Source organism: Streptomyces sp. SKN60 (assembly GCF_026236535.1).
In the GTDB taxonomy this organism is placed as follows: Bacteria; Actinomycetota; Actinomycetes; order Streptomycetales; family Streptomycetaceae; genus Streptomyces.
In genome coordinates, this window is sequence record NZ_JAHTMW010000004.1 from 372,510 (window position 1) to 389,590 (window position 17,081).

13 protein-coding genes are annotated in these 17,081 nt (G+C 72.4%); 7 read left to right on the forward strand and 6 right to left on the reverse strand.

The genetic code is table 11. The features are described 5' to 3' along the window. Nucleotide 1: 1 nt before the first annotated feature. Nucleotides 2-1,426, reverse strand: coding sequence for a 3-hydroxybutyrate oligomer hydrolase family protein (locus KV205_RS09535; RefSeq protein ID WP_265863659.1), 1,425 nt, complete (start codon nucleotides 1,424-1,426; stop codon nucleotides 2-4). A gap of 344 nt (nucleotides 1,427-1,770) precedes the next feature. On the opposite strand from KV205_RS09535, the gene KV205_RS09540 reads away from it, so the two are divergent. The 3 genes from KV205_RS09540 (at nucleotide 1,771) to KV205_RS09550 (ending at nucleotide 4,945) form a co-directional block, all read left to right on the forward strand. Further along, entirely contained in the window at nucleotides 1,771-3,273 is a 1,503-nt protein-coding gene (locus KV205_RS09540) for a PHB depolymerase family esterase (protein ID WP_374214651.1), read from the forward strand. Between the two features lie 195 nt (nucleotides 3,274-3,468). Continuing rightward, nucleotides 3,469-4,272 carry a CoA transferase subunit A gene (locus KV205_RS09545; protein WP_265863660.1) on the forward strand — a complete coding sequence of 268 codons (804 nt, stop codon included), beginning with the start codon at nucleotides 3,469-3,471 and terminating at the stop codon, nucleotides 4,270-4,272. 1 nt (nucleotide 4,273) lies between these two features. After that, nucleotides 4,274-4,945 (forward strand): CoA transferase subunit B, encoded by a 672-nt coding sequence (locus KV205_RS09550; RefSeq protein ID WP_265863661.1) that lies wholly within the window; start codon nucleotides 4,274-4,276, stop codon nucleotides 4,943-4,945. On the opposite strand, the gene araD is transcribed toward KV205_RS09550, so the two are convergent. The 4 genes from araD to KV205_RS09570 all read right to left on the reverse strand — a co-directional run bounded on the left by araD (nucleotide 4,869) and on the right by KV205_RS09570 (nucleotide 10,157). Continuing rightward, the gene (araD, locus tag KV205_RS09555) at nucleotides 4,869-5,606 is read right to left on the reverse strand and encodes an L-ribulose-5-phosphate 4-epimerase AraD (protein ID WP_265863662.1); all 738 of its coding nucleotides are present in this window, start codon (nucleotides 5,604-5,606) and stop codon (nucleotides 4,869-4,871) included. The two genes, KV205_RS09550 and araD, sit on opposite strands and share 77 nt — an antisense overlap. 32 nt (nucleotides 5,607-5,638) lie before the next feature. After that, nucleotides 5,639-7,150 carry an L-arabinose isomerase gene (araA, locus tag KV205_RS09560; protein WP_265863663.1) on the reverse strand — a complete coding sequence of 504 codons (1,512 nt, stop codon included), beginning with the start codon at nucleotides 7,148-7,150 and terminating at the stop codon, nucleotides 5,639-5,641. 87 nt (nucleotides 7,151-7,237) lie between these two features. Beyond that, the gene (araB, locus tag KV205_RS09565) at nucleotides 7,238-8,944 is read right to left on the reverse strand and encodes a ribulokinase (RefSeq protein WP_265863664.1); all 1,707 of its coding nucleotides are present in this window, start codon (nucleotides 8,942-8,944) and stop codon (nucleotides 7,238-7,240) included. Between the two features lie 202 nt (nucleotides 8,945-9,146). Further along, nucleotides 9,147-10,157 carry a LacI family DNA-binding transcriptional regulator gene (locus KV205_RS09570; protein WP_265863710.1) on the reverse strand — a complete coding sequence of 337 codons (1,011 nt, stop codon included), beginning with the start codon at nucleotides 10,155-10,157 and terminating at the stop codon, nucleotides 9,147-9,149. A 281-nt stretch (nucleotides 10,158-10,438) separates the two neighbouring features. Here KV205_RS09570 and chvE point away from each other — a divergent pair, with 281 nt between their 5' ends. From chvE to mmsB, 3 genes are all read left to right on the forward strand, one after another. Next, nucleotides 10,439-11,548, forward strand: coding sequence for a multiple monosaccharide ABC transporter substrate-binding protein (gene chvE, locus KV205_RS09575; RefSeq protein ID WP_265863665.1), 1,110 nt, complete (start codon nucleotides 10,439-10,441; stop codon nucleotides 11,546-11,548). 86 nt (nucleotides 11,549-11,634) lie between these two features. Beyond that, on the forward strand, nucleotides 11,635-13,206 hold the full coding sequence (gene mmsA, locus KV205_RS09580) for a multiple monosaccharide ABC transporter ATP-binding protein (protein WP_265863666.1): 1,572 nt from the start codon (nucleotides 11,635-11,637) through the stop codon (nucleotides 13,204-13,206). Next, on the forward strand, nucleotides 13,203-14,450 hold the full coding sequence (gene mmsB, locus KV205_RS09585; protein ID WP_265863667.1) for a multiple monosaccharide ABC transporter permease: 1,248 nt from the start codon (nucleotides 13,203-13,205) through the stop codon (nucleotides 14,448-14,450). Before mmsA ends, mmsB begins: the two co-directional genes overlap by 4 nt. A 96-nt stretch (nucleotides 14,451-14,546) precedes the next feature. On the opposite strand, the gene KV205_RS09590 is transcribed toward mmsB, so the two are convergent. After that, complete coding sequence (locus KV205_RS09590) at nucleotides 14,547-15,833, reverse strand: helix-turn-helix domain-containing protein (RefSeq protein WP_265863668.1); 1,287 nt, start codon at nucleotides 15,831-15,833, stop codon at nucleotides 14,547-14,549. 273 nt (nucleotides 15,834-16,106) lie between these two features. On the opposite strand from KV205_RS09590, the gene KV205_RS09595 reads away from it, so the two are divergent. Continuing rightward, complete coding sequence (locus KV205_RS09595; RefSeq protein ID WP_265863669.1) at nucleotides 16,107-17,081, forward strand: triacylglycerol lipase; 975 nt, start codon at nucleotides 16,107-16,109, stop codon at nucleotides 17,079-17,081.

Sequence of the window (17,081 nt, forward strand, 5' to 3'; positions counted from 1 at the left end):
TCTACCCGAGGGAGCAGGTGTTCGCGAGGGTGACCGGGTCGGCGCCGACGGGCTGGGCGACGGTGCCGGAGGCGGGCGGCCGCTGGCCGGTCGCGAGCCAGCGTTCCAGGGCCGTGAACGCGGTGCGGTGGCACGGCGTGAGGGGACGCAGCCGGTCGGGGAAGGAGTCGACCAGGGAGTCGGTGTGGGTGCCGCCCTCGATCCGGTAGTACCGGAACAGGGAGCCGCGGCCGGCCTCGCGGACCATGCGGGCGTAGACGTCGGAGTCGCGGCTGATCGGCAGCAGGACGTCCAGGGTGCCGTGCAGGGTGAGCAGCGGCTTGCCGATCCGCCCGGTCAGGCCGATCCTCGCCACGGCCTGCCGGACTTCGTCGGGCCGGGCGGCGTAGTCGTAGTCGGTGTCGCAGCCCGGTGTGCCGCTCGCGCAGTACGGCGTGCCGGCCTCGGTCGTGCCGTCGAAGCCGGGGTCCAGTTCCTCGCGGTAGATGCGCTGGGTCAGGTCCCAGTAGACCTTGTGGTGGTACGGCCAGAGGAACTCCGACCCGGCCGGGAACCCGGCGGCGTGCAGGGCGTCCCGGGCCTGCTCGGCGCCTTCGCCGCCGGCGGCGTAGGCGGGGTAGTGGCGCAGCGCCGGGGGCAGGAAGTCCAGCAGGTTGGGGCCGTCGGAGCGCCAGAGCGTGCCCTCCCAGTCCACTCCCCCGTCGTAGAGCTCGGGGTGGTTCTCCAGCTGCCAGCGGACCAGGTAGCCGGCGTTGGACAGGCCGGTGACCAGGGTGCGGGCCGGCGGGCGGTGGTAGCGCTGGGCGATCGTGGCGCGGGCGGCGCGGGTGAGCTGGGTGACCCGGTCGTTCCACTCGGCGATGGCGTCGCCGGGGGCGGTGCCGTCCCGGTAGAAGGCGAGGCCGGTGTTGCCCTTGTCGGTGGCGGCGTAGGCGTAGCCGCGGGAGAGCACCCAGTCGGCGATGGCCCGGTCGTTGGCGTACTGCTCGCGGTTGCCGGGGGTGCCGGCGACGACCAGGCCGCCGTTCCACCGGTCGGGCATCCGGAGGACGAACTGGGCGTCGTGGTTCCAGCCGTGGTTGGTGTTGGTGGTGGACGTGTCGGGGAAGTAGCCGTCGATCTGGATGCCGGGCACGCCGCTGGGGACGGCGAGGTCCTTGGGGGTGAGTCCGGCCCAGTCGGCCGGGTCGGTGTGGCCGGAGGCGACGGTGCCGGCCGTGGTCAATTCGTCGAGGCAGGCGGTCTGTTGGCGGTCGGCGCCCGGTACGCGGAGCTGGGCGAGGCCGGCGCAGTGTCCGCCGGGGGCGGACGGTGTCGCCGTCGCCGGGACGGTGCCGAGGGTGAGGGTGAGGGCGGCCAGGGCGAGGGCCGCCGGCGCGCCCCGCCGCCAGGGGCGGGGTGCGGAACGGAAGGTGGGGCGGTGCATCGGTGTGCCTCCGAGGCTCATGGACAGGGACCCGCGGGAGGCTATGACGCCGATCGTGCGTCAGATATGGGTGTGCGGCCCACCATCCGCTGACAGCTGGTGGGTTCGAACACCACCCTGTCAGGTGGCCGGAAGACGCCTTGCCTCGTGCCGGTCCTTCTCTACCGGGCCGCGCGCGGGCCGGACCATGGAGCGCCGTCACACTCGGCCTCCGCCAAGGCTGGCTGTCCCGCCCATGTCGCCGCCGGTGAACGGGCCCGCATGATGCACGCCACACCGGCGGCGCGAGCCGCCTTCGCCGCCGGTGTCTCTCCATCCTCATCCCCCATCGGAAGGCATCAGCCATGGGACAGCCGTACCCTCCGTTCCGCCCCGCACGGGGCCGTGTGTTCGGCGGCATCCGCCGCTGGCTCACCGCCGCGGCGGGCGCCCTCGCCCTCACCGGGGGTCTGATGGCCGTGGGCCCCCAGGCCACGGCCGCCGGACTGACCCAGGTCACCGGCTTCGGCTCCAACCCCGGCAATCTGACCATGCACACCTATGTGCCGGACGGCCTGGCCACGGGCGCACCGCTCGTCGTCGCCCTGCACGGCTGCACCCAGAGCGCGAGCGACTACCACGCCCACTCCGGCTGGCCGAAGTTCGCCGACCAGTACCGCTTCGCCCTGGTCTTCCCGCAGACCACCAGCGCGAACAACGCCAACTCCTGCTTCAACTGGTTCGATGCGGCGGACAGCACGCGCGGCCAGGGCGAGGCCCTGTCCATCAAGCAGATGGTCGACACCGCCGTCGCGCGCTACGGCAGCGACACACGGCGCGTCTACATCACGGGCCTGTCGGCCGGCGCCGGGATGACCGCGAACATGCTCGCCGCCTACCCCGACGTCTTCGCCGGCGGCTCCGTCGACTCCGGCCTGCCCGCCTCCTGCGCGACCGCCCTCAGCGCCGCGTACACCTGCATGTACAGCCCGCCGGACAAGACGCCCGCCCAGTGGGGCGACCTCGTGCGCTCCGCCGCGCCCACCGGCACCACCTCCTGGCCCCGTGTGGCGGTCTGGCAGGGCACCTCGGACACCACCGTCGCCCCGGCCAACGCCACCGAACTGCGCGACCAGTGGACGAATGTCTGGGGCATCGGCCAGACCCCCTCCCGCACCGAGAGCCTCTCCGGCGGCACCACGCTCACCGAGTACGACGACGCCGGCGGCAGGCCGGCCGTGTCGGTCTACTCGATCTCCGGCATGGCCCACGGCCTCGCCGTCGACCCGGGCAGCGGCCCCGAGCAGTGCGGCACCACCGGCACGTACTACCTCGACACCATCTGCTCCAGCTACCACACCGCCCGCTTCTGGGGCCTCGACGGCGAGGGCGGCGGCGGGGACGGCGGGGAGGATCCGGGCGCCCTGCCCGCGCCCACCGGTCTGACGGTCGGCGGGACCACGGACGCCACGGTGTCGCTGAGCTGGAACGCGGTCGCCGGGGCCGCCTCGTACACCGTCTACCGCGGCGGTACGAAGGTGGGCACGACGACGTCGACCGCCTACACCGACACGGGTCTGGCCACCGGGACCACGTACGGCTACACGGTCGCGGCCGTCGACGCCGCGGGGGCGACGGGCGCGGTCTCCGCGCAGGTCACCGCGGTCACCACCGGCTTCACGCCGACGTGTCACACGGCGAGCAACTACGCGCACACCACGGCCGGGCGCGCCTACCAGAGCGGCGGCTACACCTACGCCAACGGCTCCCAGCAGGCCATGGGGCTGTGGAACACCTTCACCACGCACACCCTGAAGCAGACGGCACCCGGCTACTACGTCCTCGCGGACTCCGGCTGCTCGGCCTGAGACCCATGGCCGGCCGCTGCCTCGGCCGCGTACCGCGGAGGCAGCGGTCACCCACACACCGGACCCGGTTGCTATGGCGACGGCAGCCATGGTCGCGCCACCGGACCGCTGCCTAGGTTGTGTGCTCGTCGCCAGTACCGGCACCGGCTCCGACCAGCGAGGTCGTCCGGCTGCCCGAGGGAAAGGGATCCGTCCATGGGTCTGGACAAGACGGTCGCGAGCGCGGCGGAGGCGGTGGCCGACATCCCCGACGGCGCCTCGCTCGCGGTGGGCGGCTTCGGCCTCTGCGGGATACCGGGCACGTTGATCAACGCCCTGTGGCAGCGCGGGGTGAACGGCCTGGAGGTCGTCTCGAACAACTGCGGCGTCGACGACTGGGGCCTCGGCCTGCTGCTCGCCGCCGGTCAGATCGCCCGGATGACGAGCTCGTACGTGGGAGAGAACAAGGAGTTCGCCCGCCAGTATCTGAGCGGGGAGCTGGAGGTCGAACTCGTCCCCCAGGGCACCCTCGCCGAGCGGCTGCGGGCCGGCGGCGCCGGCATCCCCGCCTTCTACACGCCGGCGGGCACCGGAACCCAGGTCGGCGAGGGCGGACTGCCCTGGCGGTACGCGGTTGGGGGCACCTCCCGGACTGAGTCTGGGGGAGGCACGGTCGCCGTCGCCTCGCCCGCCAAGGAGACCCGGGAGTTCGGCGGACGCCCGTATCTGCTCGAACGCGGCATCACCACCGACTTCGCGCTGGTCCGCGCGACCATCGGCGACCGGCACGGCAATCTCGTCTTCCGCTCGTCCGCCCGCAACTTCAACCCGCTGGCCGCGATGGCCGGCCGCGTGACCGTCGCCGAGGTGGACCATCTCGTCGAACCGGGCGAGCTCGACCCCGACGAGATCCAGCTGCCCGGCATCTTCGTCCAGCGCGTCGTCCGGGTCACCCCCGGCGACCCCACCGCGGAACGGCGCGTCGAGCGCCGGACCGTCCGACCGGAAGGCGCCGCCTGAGATGGCCCTCACCCGTGAGCAGATGGCGGCCCGCGCCGCCCGCGAACTGACCGACGGCAGCTACGTCAACCTCGGCATCGGCCTGCCGACCCTGATCCCCAACCACCTGCCGCCGGGCGTCGAGGTGGTCCTCCAGTCCGAGAACGGCATCCTCGGGGTGGGCCCGTACCCGACCGAGGACGAGCTCGACCCCGATCTGATCAACGCGGGCAAGGAGACCGTCACCACCCTGCCCGGCGCCTCGTTCTTCGACTCCGCGCTGTCCTTCGGGATGATCCGCGGCGGTCACATCGACGCGGCCGTGCTCGGCGCCATGCAGGTCTCGTCCGCCGGCGACCTCGCCAACTGGATGATCCCCGGCAAGATGGTCAAGGGCATGGGCGGCGCCATGGACCTGGTCCACGGCGCCGGCCGGGTCATCGTGCTGATGGAACACACCGCGAAGGACGGCACGCCCAAGCTCGTCGCCGAGTGCGGCCTGCCGCTCACCGGCCGGGCCGTCGTCCAGCGCGTCATCACCGACCTCGCCGTCGTCGACATCACCGGGGACGGCTTCGTCCTGGCCGAACTCGCCCCCGGCGTCACGGTCGACGAGGTCAGGGCCGCGACGGGCGCGGAACTGACGGTGCCGACGGGTTTCCGTAGTACGCGTCCGGGCCGTGCTTGCGCGTGAAGTGACGGTCCAGGAGGTGCTGCGGGGGTTCGACCGGGCCGAGCGCGATGGTGTGCAGGGCCATCTCGGCCACCGCCTCGCAGATCACGGCGTGCTCCAGGGACGCGGTGGCACTCGCGCCCCAGGTGAAGGGGCCGTGGTGGGCGACCAGGGCGCCGGGGACCTCCCGGGCCCGGGTGTCGTCACCGTCGAGCAGGTCGACGATGACCTGGCCGGTGTGGAACTCGTAGTCCCTGGCGCACTGTTCGGGGGTGAGCGGCGCGGTGACGGGGACGGGGCCGTTGAAGGTGTCCGCGTGGGTGGTGCCGAGCACCGGGATCGGACGCCGGGCCTGGGCGAAGGCGACGGCGTGGGTGGAGTGGGTGTGGGTCACCCCGCCGATGGAGGGAAAGGCGAGGTAGAGACTGCGATGGGTCTCGGTGTCGGTGGACGGCCGCAGCCGGCCGTCCACGACGCTCCCGTCGGACAGGGAGACGACGACCAGGTCGTCCTCGCTCAGCACCTCGTAGGCCACTCCCGAGGGCTTGATGACGAAGACGCCGGCCTCTCGGTCGACCCCGCTCACATTGCCCCAGGTGAGGGTGGCGAGCCCGGCTCGGGGGATGCGGAGGTTGGCCTCGAACACCTCTCGGCGCAGCTCCTCGGACACGGTCTGGCTCATGGAGGACTCCGTCCTGGTGGGAGTGGGGGTGGTCACAGGCTCTGGGCCAGCCGGTGGTAGGCCTGGTTCCAGCGCAGTTCGCGGGTGAAGCGCCGGACGGTGGTGTCCTCGTCGATGACGACGAGTTCGGTCCGCAGCATCTCGGCGAGGTCGTCGAGCTCCTCGCCGCCGAGGGCGGTGGTCAGGACGGTGTGGTGCGGTGCTCCGGCCGTCAGCCAGGCCTCGGTGGAGGTACGGAGATCCGGGCGGGGCCGCCAGACGGCGCGGGCGACGGGGAGCCGGGGCAGCGGCTCGGGCGGGGCGACGACGTCGATGTGGTTGGCGACGAGGCGGAACCGGTCGCCCAGGTCGGCGAGGCCCACGACGACGGCCGGACCGGGGTCGGCGTCGAAGACGAGACGGACCGGGTCCTCGCGGCCGCCGATGCCGAGCGGGTGGATCTCGCAGCTGGGCGTGCCCGTGGTGAGCGAGGGGCAGACCTCCAGCATGTGGGCGCCGAGGATGAGCTCTTCGCCGGGCGTGAGGTCGTAGGTGTAGTCCTCCATGAAGGAGGTGCCGCCGGGCAGGCCGTGGCCCATCGCCTTGAGGGTGCGCAGCAGGGTGGCGGTCTTCCAGTCTCCTTCGCCGCCGAATCCGTAGCCGTCGGCCATCAGGCGCTGCACGGCGAGGCCGGGCAGCTGCCGCAGACCGCCGAGGTCCTCGAAGTTGGTGGTGAAGGCGCGGAAGCCGCCTTCCGTGAGGAAGCTCCGCAGGCCGGCCTCGATGCGGGCGGCGTAGCGCAGCGAGTCGTGGCGCTCCCCGCCGGTCCGCAGTTCGGGCGCGAGGGCGTAGCGGTCCTCGTATTCCTTGACGAGCGCGGTGACGGTGTCCTGGTCGGCGGCGTCGACGGCGGCGACCAGGTCGTTGACGCCGTAGGTGTTGACCGAGACGCCGAACCGCAGCTGGGCCTCGACCTTGTCCCCCTCGGTGACGGCGACGTCGCGCATGTTGTCGCCGAAGCGGGCGAGCTTGAGGGTGGTCAGCTCGGCGCGGCCGACCGCGGCGCGGGCCCAGCCGGCGATGCGGTCGACGACCTCGGGGGTGGTGACGTGGCCGGCCACGGTCTTGCGCGGGACGCCGAGACGGGTCTGGACGAAGCCGAACTCGCGGTCGCCGTGGGCGGCCTGGTTCAGGTTCATGAAGTCCATGTCGATGGTGGACCAGGGCAGGCGCCGGTTGGCCTGGGTGTGCAGATGGAGCAGCGGCTTGCGCAGGGCGTCGAGGCCGGCGATCCACATCTTGGCCGGGGAGAAGGTGTGCATCCAGGCGATCAGGCCGATGCAGCGGTCGTCGGCGTTGGCCTCCAGGCAGACGGCGCGGATGGCGGCCGCGTCGGTGAGGACCGGCTTCCAGACCAGGCGGACGGTCAGCTCCGGCCGGCCGGCGAGGATCGCGCAGAGGGTGCGGGACTGTTCGGCGACCTGGGCCAGGGTGTCGTCGCCGTAGAGGGCCTGGCTGCCGGTGAGGAACCAGATCTCGCGGTCGGGCTGGGCGGCGGGCGTCATGTCGGGTGTGCTCCTCGGAGGTGCGGGGGCGGAGAGGTGCGTACGGGGCGGGGCCGGGGGTGGGGGCGGGGGGGGTGCCCCGGTCGGTCAGTCGGTAGTGGCGGCGCGTGCGCTGTTGCGGATCCGGCGCAGGCGGTGCAGGAGGAGGTCGGTGCCGGTGCCGAAGTGCTCGTGCAGGGCGCGGTACTCGCCGAACAGCGCGTCGTAGGCGTCCGCGCGTGCGGGATCGGGCAGATAGGCGTGGCGCCGGACGCTGCCCATGGCGGTGGCGGCGGAGCGGACGTCGGGGTACGCGCCCGCGGCGACGGCGGCGTGGATCGCCGAGCCGAGCGCCGGCCCCTGCTCGGAGGTGCCGAGGGAGACCGGGCGGCGGAGCACGTCGGCGTGGATCTGCATGAGCAGCGCGTTCTTCTTCAGGCCGCCGGTGACGATGAACTCCTCGACGGGGATCCCGCCGTCGTCGAAGGCCTCGACGATCAGCCGGGTGCCGTAGGCGGTGGATTCGAGCAGGGCGCGGTAGACGTCCTCGGGCCGGGTGTCGAGGGTGAGGCCGGCGACGACTCCGGAGAGGTGGTGGTCGACCAGCGGGGAACGGTTGCCGTTCATCCAGTCCAGGGCGACCAGGCCGTGCGCGCCGACCGGCTGGTCGGCGGCCTTGCGGGTCAGGAGCTGGTGGAGGTCCTCGCCCGAGGCCTCCGCCTCGGCGCGGTAGTGGTCCGGGACGCCCTGCCGGAGCCACCAGGCGAAGATGTCGCCGACCGCGCTCTGGCCGGCCTCGTAGCCGTAGGCGCCCTGGACGATGCCGCCGTCGACGACCCCGCAGATGCCGGGGATCTCGGCGAGGGCGGCGCCGTTGAGGACGTGGCAGGTGGAGGTGCCCATGATGGCGAGCAGCCGCCCGTTCTCGACGGCGCCCGCCGCGGGCGCGGCCACGTGGGCGTCGACGTTGCCGGTGGCGACGGCGATGCCCTCGGGGAGGCCGGTCCAGCGGGCGGCCAGGGCGCTCAGCCCGCCGGCGCGGGAGCCGAGCGGGGAGAGCGGGTGCTCGAGGCGGGTGGCGGGGAAGTCGGCGAAGTCCGGGTGGAGTCCGGCGAGGAAGCCGGGCGAGGGGTAGCCGCCGTCCTGGTGGATGCCCTTGTAGCCGGCGGTGCAGGTGTTGCGGGACTCGCTGCCGGTGAGCTGCCAGACGATCCAGTCGGCCGCCTCGATCCAGCGGGCGCAGGCGGCGTAGACGGCGGGGTCCTCCTCCAGGACCTGCAGGGCCTTCGCGTACTGCCATTCGGCGGAGATCTTCCCGCCGTACCGCCCGATCCACTTCTCGCCGCGGGCGTGCGCGAGGGCGTTGATGCGGTCGGCCTGGTCCTGGGCGGCGTGGTGCTTCCAGAGCTTGGGCCAGGCGTGCGGGCGGGCGGCCCAGTCGGGGGTCAGGGCGAGCGGGGTGCCGTCCGGGGTGGTCGGCAGGACGGTGCAGGCGGTGAAGTCGGTGGCGATGCCGATGACGCGGGCGGGGTCGACCCCGGCCTCGGCGACCGCCGCCGGAACGGCCGTGCGCAGCACGTCGCGCCAGTCCTCGGGGTGCTGCAGGGCCCAGTCGGGGGGCAGGGTCGCGCCGGTGGCGGGCAGGCGGTCCTCGATGACGGCGTGGCGGTACGGGTGGACCGCCGAACCGAGTTCGGCGCCGTCCCGGACCCTGACCACGACGGCGCGCCCGGAGAGGGTGCCGAAGTCGACGCCGACGGTGCAGGCCTCGGGGTGGTGACGGGCGGCGGTGTCGGGAAGGGCGTGTGCGGTCACGGTGGGTCTCTCTCGTCATGGGCAGGGGCCGGGAGGGCGGGGAGGGCGGGAGAAGCACCTTGATTGTTAGCGCTCACATTTGGCAGAGACAAGAGCTGCCAGGGAATTCGGTGAAAGATGGCCGAGGGCAGGGGCTGCGAAGTGAGCGCTCACGCACGCATGGAACGAGCGAGCGACGGGCCGGCCGCAGCCGGCCGCCGTGTCAGGCGTCGCCCGGGGGGCGGGTGCTGGCGCGCATGATGAGCTGTGGTTCCACCAGGAGGTGTTCGGCCTTGCGGGCGCGGCCTTCGATGTGGTCCACGAGGAGTCCGATGCTGCGGCGTCCGATGGTGGCGAAGTCCTGGCGGACGGTGGTCAGCGGTGGGGGGAAGTACTCGGCCTCGGGGATGTCGTCGAAGCCGGCGACGGCCACCTGGGCGGGGGTGCGGATGCCGGCCTCGCGCAGTGCCCGCAGGACGCCGAGCGCCATCTGGTCGTTGGCGACGAAGACGGCCGTGACCGGCGCCGCGCCCCGGCGGGCCAGGGCGAGCCCCGCGAGCTCCTGCCCCGCCCGGTACCCCGACAGCGGGCTCCAGTCACCCGCCAGCACACGCGGGGGCCGGATACCGCTGTCCTCCAGGACCGCGCGCCAGCCCGCGGTGCGGGCCTCGCTCTCCAGCCAGTCCTCGGGCCCGGCCACGTGCCAGACCGTGCGGTGCCCGGCGGCGAGCAGATGCTCCGTGACCATACGGGCACCGCGCTCCTGATCCAGCGAGACACCGGGCAGATCGAGCTGATGACCGCCCTCCACCGTGACCACAGGGAAGGGCGCGTCCAGCTCGGCGAGCGCCTGCACGTGCGAGCGCTGCGGAGTGATGGCGACGACCCCCTCCACACCCCAGGCCGCGAGGTGGTCGATGGCATCCTTCAGCGCCTGCCCCGCCCCGGTGCGCAGACTCACCGTGGAGACCAGATAGCCCTGCTCCCGCGCCGCCTCCTGCAGACCCGTCATCGTGCTGGCCGGACCGTACAGGGCGGTGTTGACCGCGATGACACCCAGCGTCCGCGTCCGGCGCGTCACCAGAGCGCGAGCCGCGGAGTTACGGCGGTAGCCCAGCCGCTCGATCGCCACGGTCACCTGCTCACGCGTGGCCGCACGCACATTGGGATGACCACTCAGCACCCGGGAGACCGTCTGATGAGAGACCCCCGCCTCCCGAGCGACATCGGCCATCGTCGGCGGGCGGACCTCTTCCGCGGGATGCCCCACGTTCGCCTCCCCTCTCCCTGATCGCGACTGCGTATCGACATTGCGGCTGTGCATCGATACGAGAAAAACCTTATCGCCTCTTGTATCACTCAGTTGTGAGCGCTAACAATCTAGCTCGACCGGGGCGCCGACGCCCTGGCCACCCCGCCGGAACGGTGCCGTCCGGTGGCGCGAGGACACGCGCCGCCGCCGTGCCCGTCCCCGGCCGGAGCCGCCCTCGACGACGGGATTGCCAGGTAACGCCCATGAAGAAGTTCCGATCCGTATCCGCCCTCCTGGCCGTGACCACCAGCGGTGCCCTGCTCCTGACCGGCTGCGGGCAGAACAGCGAGGGGGGCAGCCAGGAGTCGAAGGACAAGAAGGACATCACCATCGGCATCGCCATGCCCACCAAGTCCTCCGAGAGGTGGATCGCCGACGGCCGGAACATGACCGCGAGCCTGAAGAAGGCCGGTTTCGCCACGACCCTGCAGTACGGCGAGGACGACCCCGACCAGCAGGTCGCCCAGATCGAGAACATGATCACCCAGGGCGTCGACGCCCTGGTGGTGGCCGCCATCAACGGCGAGGCCCTGTCCAACGTCCTGCAGCAGGCGGCGGACGCCCACATCCCGGTGATCTCCTACGACCGGCTGATCCTGGGCTCCCCGCACGTCGACTACTACGCCTCCTTCGACAACGAGAAGGTCGGCGAGCTCCAGGCCACGTACATCGTGGACAAGCTGGGACTCAAGGGCGGCGCGAAGAAGGGCCCCTTCAACATCGAGCTGTTCGCCGGCTCCAACGACGACAACAACACCAAGTACTTCTTCAACGGCGCCATGAAGGTGCTGAAGCCCTACCTCGACAAGAAGCAGCTGGTGGTGCGCTCCCAGCAGACCCAGCTCAACCAGGTCACCACCCTGCGCTGGGACGGCGGGACGGCGCAGAAGCGCATGGACGACCTGCTGACCTCCTCGTACGCCACGGCCCGGGTCGACGCCGTGCTCTCCCCCTACGACGGCATCTCCATCGGCATCCTCTCCGCCCTGAAGTCCGACGACTACGGGAGCCCCGCCAAGCCGCTGCCGGTCGTCACCGGCCAGGACGCGGAGGTCGCCTCCGTGAAGTCGATCATCGCGGGCCAGCAGACGCAGACCGTCTACAAGGACACGCGCGCCCTCGCGCAGGTCGCCTCGGACATGGTCTCCGCCGTCCTCGCCGGCAAGAAGCCCGAGATCAACGACGACACCACCTACGACAACGGCAAGAAGGTGGTCCCGGCCTTCCTGCTCGACCCGGTGAGCGTCGACAAGTCGAACTACCAGAAGGTCCTGGTCGACTCGGGCTACATCGACGCCGGGGAGCTGCGGTGACGCCCGCGGCAGTCCCCGCCCAGCCTCCGGGTCCGGACTCGGGGCCGGGGCCGGGGCCGGACCCGGCCGCCGGGCCCATCCTCCAGATGCGCTCCATCGTCAAGACCTTCCCCGGCGTCAGGGCGCTCTCCGAGGTGACCCTGTCCGTGGCGCGCGGCGAGGTGCACGCGCTGTGCGGGGAGAACGGCGCCGGGAAGTCGACCCTCATGAAGGTCCTCTCGGGCGTCCACCCGCACGGGAGTTACGAGGGCGAGATCCTCTTCGACGGCGAGCCGTGCCGGTTCAAGGACATCCGGGCCAGCGAGCAGCACGGCATCGTGATCATCCACCAGGAACTGGCCCTCGTCCCCTATCTGTCGATCGCCGAGAACATCTTCCTCGGCAACGAGCCCTCCCGGCGCGGGATCATCGACTGGCACGAGGCGCTGCGCCGGGCCGCCGAACTGCTCCGGCGGGTCGGGCTCGACGAGCACCCCGAGACCCGGGTCGCCGACATCGGGGTCGGCAAGCAGCAGCTCGTGGAGATCGCGAAGGCACTGGCGAAGAACGTCCGGCTGCTGATCCTCGACGAGCCCACCGCGGCGCTCAACGACGAGGACAGCGCGAAGCTGCTGCGGCTGATGCGCGAGCTGAAGAGCCAGGGCATCACGTCGATCATCATCTCGCACAAGCTCAACGAGATCGCCCGGATCGCCGACTCCGTCACCATCCTGCGCGACGGGCGCTCCATCGAGACCCTCGACGTCAGGGACCCGGCCACCACCGAGGAGCGCATCATCCGCGGCATGGTGGGGCGGGACCTCGACAGCCGCTTCCCCGAGCGCACGCCGTACGAGGGCCCGGCCGACGCCGAACCCGTCCTGGAGGTCCGGGACTGGACCGTGCGCCACCCGCTCGACCGCGGCCGCAAGGTCGTCGACGGGGTGTCGCTCCGGGTCCGCCGCGGGGAGATCGTCGGCGTCGCCGGCCTCATGGGGGCCGGCCGCACCGAACTCGCCATGAGCGTCTTCGGCCGCTCCTACGGTCATTACGAGCGGGGCACCGTGCTCAAGGACGGCCGCGAGGTGCGCACCCGTACGGTGCCCGAGGCCGTCGCCCACGGCATCGCGTACGTCACCGAGGACCGCAAGCACTACGGGCTCAACCTCGGCGAGTCCGTGAGCCGGAACATCTCGCTCGCGTCGCTCGGCGCCCTCGCCCGCCGCGGCGTCGTCGACGGGCACGAGGAACGCAAGGTGGCCGAACGGTACCGGCGGACCATGAACATCAAGACGCCGAACGTCCTCGAACCGGTCGGCCGCCTCTCCGGCGGCAACCAGCAGAAGGTCGTCCTCAGCAAGTGGATCCTCGCCGGTCCGGACGTGCTGATCCTCGACGAGCCCACCCGGGGCGTCGACGTGGGGGCCAAGTTCGAGATCTACACCGTGATCGACCGGCTCGCCGCCGAGGGCAAGGCGATCGTCTTCATCTCCTCCGAGCTGCCCGAACTGCTCGGCATGTGCGACCGCGTCTACACCATGGCGGCGGGACGGCTGACCGGCGAGGTCTCCCGCGCGGACGCCACCCAGGAAGTGCTGATGCGGCACATGACGCAGGACACCCCCGCACCACCGGCGGCCGCCGCGGGCGCCGCCTCCAGCGAAGGACACCGGACATGAGCACCGACATCACCATGGACAAGAGCGCCCCGGCGCCCCCAGGCGGCGCGGCACCCGGGCGGCAGGGGACACCGGTGGTCCGGGTGCTCCTGGACGGCGTCCGGCGGAACATGCGCCAGTACGGGATGCTCTTCGCGCTCGGCCTGATCGTGCTCCTGTTCCAGGTCTGGACGGGCGGCGACCTGCTGCTGCCGCGCAACGTCTCCAACCTGGTGCTGCAGAACAGCTACATCCTCGTCCTGGCCATCGGCATGATGATCGTCATCATCTCCGGGCACATCGATCTGTCGGTGGGCTCCCTGATGGCCCTGGTCGGCGGCATCGGGGCGGTGCTCATGGTGCAGCACCATGTCTCCTGGCCGGTCGCGGTGCTCCTCACCCTGCTCCTCGGCGCCGTCGCCGGCGCCCTCCAGGGCTTCTTCATCGCGTACGTCGGCATACCGTCGTTCATCGTGACGCTCGCCGGCATGCTGCTGTTCCGCGGGCTCACGGAGATCTTCCTCAAGGGCCAGACGCTCGGCCCCTTCCCGGAGGGCCTGCAGAAGCTCGCCAACGGCTTCCTGCCGGAGGTGGGACCGAAGACCAACTACCACAACGTGACCCTGCTCCTCGGGCTGGGACTGACCGCCTATGTGATCTTCCAGGAGGTGCGGGACCGGCGCCGCCAGCGCGAGTTCGCCCTGGAGACGCTGCCCACCGGCCTGTTCGCGCTCAAGGTGACGGCCCTGGTCGCCGCGGTCCTGGTCACCACCCTGCTCCTCGCCAGCTACAAGGGCGCGCCCGTGGTGCTGCTGATCCTGGCCGTACTGCTTGTCGGCTTCGGTTACGTGATGCGCAACGCGGTGATCGGACGGCACGTGTACGCGATCGGCGGCAACCTGCCCGCCGCCAAGCTGTCCGGGGTCAAGGACCGCAAGGTGACCTTCGCGGTGTTCCTCAACATGGGAATGCTCGCGGCGCTCGCCGGACTCGTCTTCGCCGCCCGCTTCAACGCGGCCTCGCCGAAGGCGGGCGTGAACTTCGAACTGGAGGCCATCGCCGCCGCGTTCATCGGCGGGGCCTCGATGACCGGCGGTGTCGGCACCATCCTGGGCGCCATCATCGGCGGCCTGGTCCTCGGCGTGCTCAACAACGGCATGAACCTGGTCGGGGTGGGCACCGACTGGCAGCAGGTCATCAAGGGCCTGGTGCTGCTCGCGGCGGTCGGCTTCGACGTGTGGAACAAGCGGAGGGCGGGCGCCTGAGCCCTCCGCAGGCGACGGTTGTGCCCGCCGGTGCGCTCACCGGCGGGCACAACCGTCGCCGCTGTTTCCGGCTCTCCCCTGTCAGCTCTCGCCCTGTCAGCTGTCGCCCTTCGGCGGTCCCGCGTCGAGGGCGCGGGTGCGCAGGGCGACCAGGGCCTCGAAGCGGAAGGCCGGGTCGCCCAGGCGGTCGCCGAACAGCTCCTCCAGGCGGCGCAGTCGACGCCGGGCCGTCTGCGGATGGATGCCGAGCGCCCGGGCGACCTCGGGCGCCGAGCGTCCCCAGGAGGTGAGCAGGGCGTCGAGGGTCTCGGCCAGCCGGGCCGCCCGGCCCTCCGGCAGACCGTCGAACACGCCGAGCACCCGATGGCCGAGCAGCCGCCCGATCGGGGCGCCCCGCAGCAGGTGCAGCCGGGCCAGGTCCGCGTCGGCCGACACGAACACGGCGTCGTCGCCCGGTGCGCGGTGGTCCAGGGCGAGGCGGGCGCACTGCAGCGAGAGCCAGGCCGACGGCGGTGCCACGGCCGGGCCGACGGCGGCCGCCCGGCCCTTGGCAGCGGCCCGCAGGCGATCGAGCAGACCACCCGTCTCCGGGTCCGGCACGAGCAGCACGGTGTCCCCGCCGCGGGTGACGGAGAGCAGCGCGTCGTCGGCGCCGGGTACGGGCAGCCGGCCGGTGCCGCGGACGAGTACGCACGCCACGGCGGCCGGCAGCGGCCAGCGGGCCCGTTCGGCGAGCGGTCCGAGCGCCGCGAGCTCGCCCTCGACCGGGGCCCGGCCGTCCCGGCCCTCGCGGCCCTCCCTCGTCGGGTCGAGGAGGCGGTCGGCGAGGGCCCGCCGGGCCCTGCGCAGTTCGCCCTCCGAGCGGTGCCGCGCCGCGGCGAACCCCTTCACGGCCTCGTTCGACAAGGCGCTGATGTGGACCAGGACCGCCTCGTGGAGCGGTACGACGATCTGCGGCGGCAGCTCGGCCTCCTGCACGATCTCGACGTACCGGCGGCTGCCGACGCGGGCGCCGACCCGGAAGGCCGCCTGAATGCCGTCGGCGCTCCGGCCGCCCAGGAACTCGATCCGGCCCAGGTGCCGGAAGTGGCCGCTGTGGTGGTCCTGGGCGCCGTCCGGGTTCTCGATCAGCTCGGTGAACTGCCACAGCGCGCGGCGGATCGCCGCCGTGAGGTCGCGGCCGACGGCCGAGTCGAGCGGGCGGCGGTAGGCCGGGACCTCGGCCCGGATGGCCTCGCCCATCTCGGCGACGATCCCGTCGATCCGCGGCCGGATCAACTCGGCGAGCACGACCGGCAGTTCGTGCCAGGGCCGGCGGACGAACGGGTCGGCGGACGGTGACGGGGGCGACGGCAGTGGCGGTGACGGTGGCGGCGAAGCCATCGGGGACCTCCAGGGAAGCGGCAGACGGGGGCGGCGGACGTGCGGCGGCGGAACAGGGGCGGGGCGCTGCGCGAGGTGAGAGGTCGTCCGGGAAAGCGGTCATGCCCGTGACACCTTCCGGCTCCGGTGGCGGTCCGCGCTGGTGGCGCTCCGACCGCCGCCGTGAGTGTGGATGCGACGTTACGCGCCGGTAGCTTCCGTGTCTCGCCCCCGTGGCCAGGACATCGAGGCGGCCCGCGCTCCCCGCCCCGTACGGCAGAGGAGATCACCCCCATGCGCATCCGCACGCCCCGGCGCACCGCGCCCCGCCTCCTGGCAGCCGTCCTGTCCGGCCTCGCCACCGCGGCCTGTCTCGGCCTCGTGGGCACCACGACCGCCGCGGCCGGCCCCGCCGTGGACGCGTCCGCCACCGCGCCGGCGGAAGAGGCCGAGCCGGTGGGCCCGCCCCAGGACGGCTTCCCGGCCGCCCTCGGCTACTCCCTGCTCCACCCCACGACAGCGCCGAGCGGCGCGAACGACTGGGCCTGCCGCCCGACCGCCGCCCACCCCCGCCCGGTCGTCCTCGTGCACGGCACCTTCGAGAACCGGTACGCCAACTGGGCGGGCCTCTCCCCGGAGTTGAAGGCACAGGGGTACTGCGTGTTCGCGCTCGACTACGGCGGTAGCGGCTCGGGCCCGCTGATGGCCACCGGTGACATTCCCACCTCGGCCGGCCAACTCGCCGCGTTCGTCGACCGCGTCAGAACCGCGACCGGCGCCGACCGGGTCGACCTCGTCGGCCACTCGCAGGGCGGCCTGATGCCCCGCTACTACCTCCGCCACCTCGGCGGCGCCGCGAAGACCGCCCACCTGGTGGCCCTGTCACCCACCAACCACGGCACCTCGCTCTGGGGCCTCGGGCTGCTCGCCCGCGCCTTCCCCGGCGGCGACGCGCTCCTCGGCTCCTCGTGCCCCGCCTGTGCCCAGCAGGTCACCGGCTCCGACTTCGTCACGGCGCTCAACGAGGGCGACGAGACGGTGCCGGAGGTCTCGTACACGGTGATCGCCACCCGCTACGACGAGGTCGTCACCCCGTACACCTCGTCCTTCCTCCGCCCGGCCCCGAACGTCGTCAACCAGGTCGTGCAGGACCACTGCCCGCTGTCGCTCACCGAGCACACCGGCATCGGTTACGACCCCACCGCCACCCGCCTCGTCCTCAACGCGCTCGACCCGGCCCACGCCCGGCGCCCCGACTGCCTTCCGTGA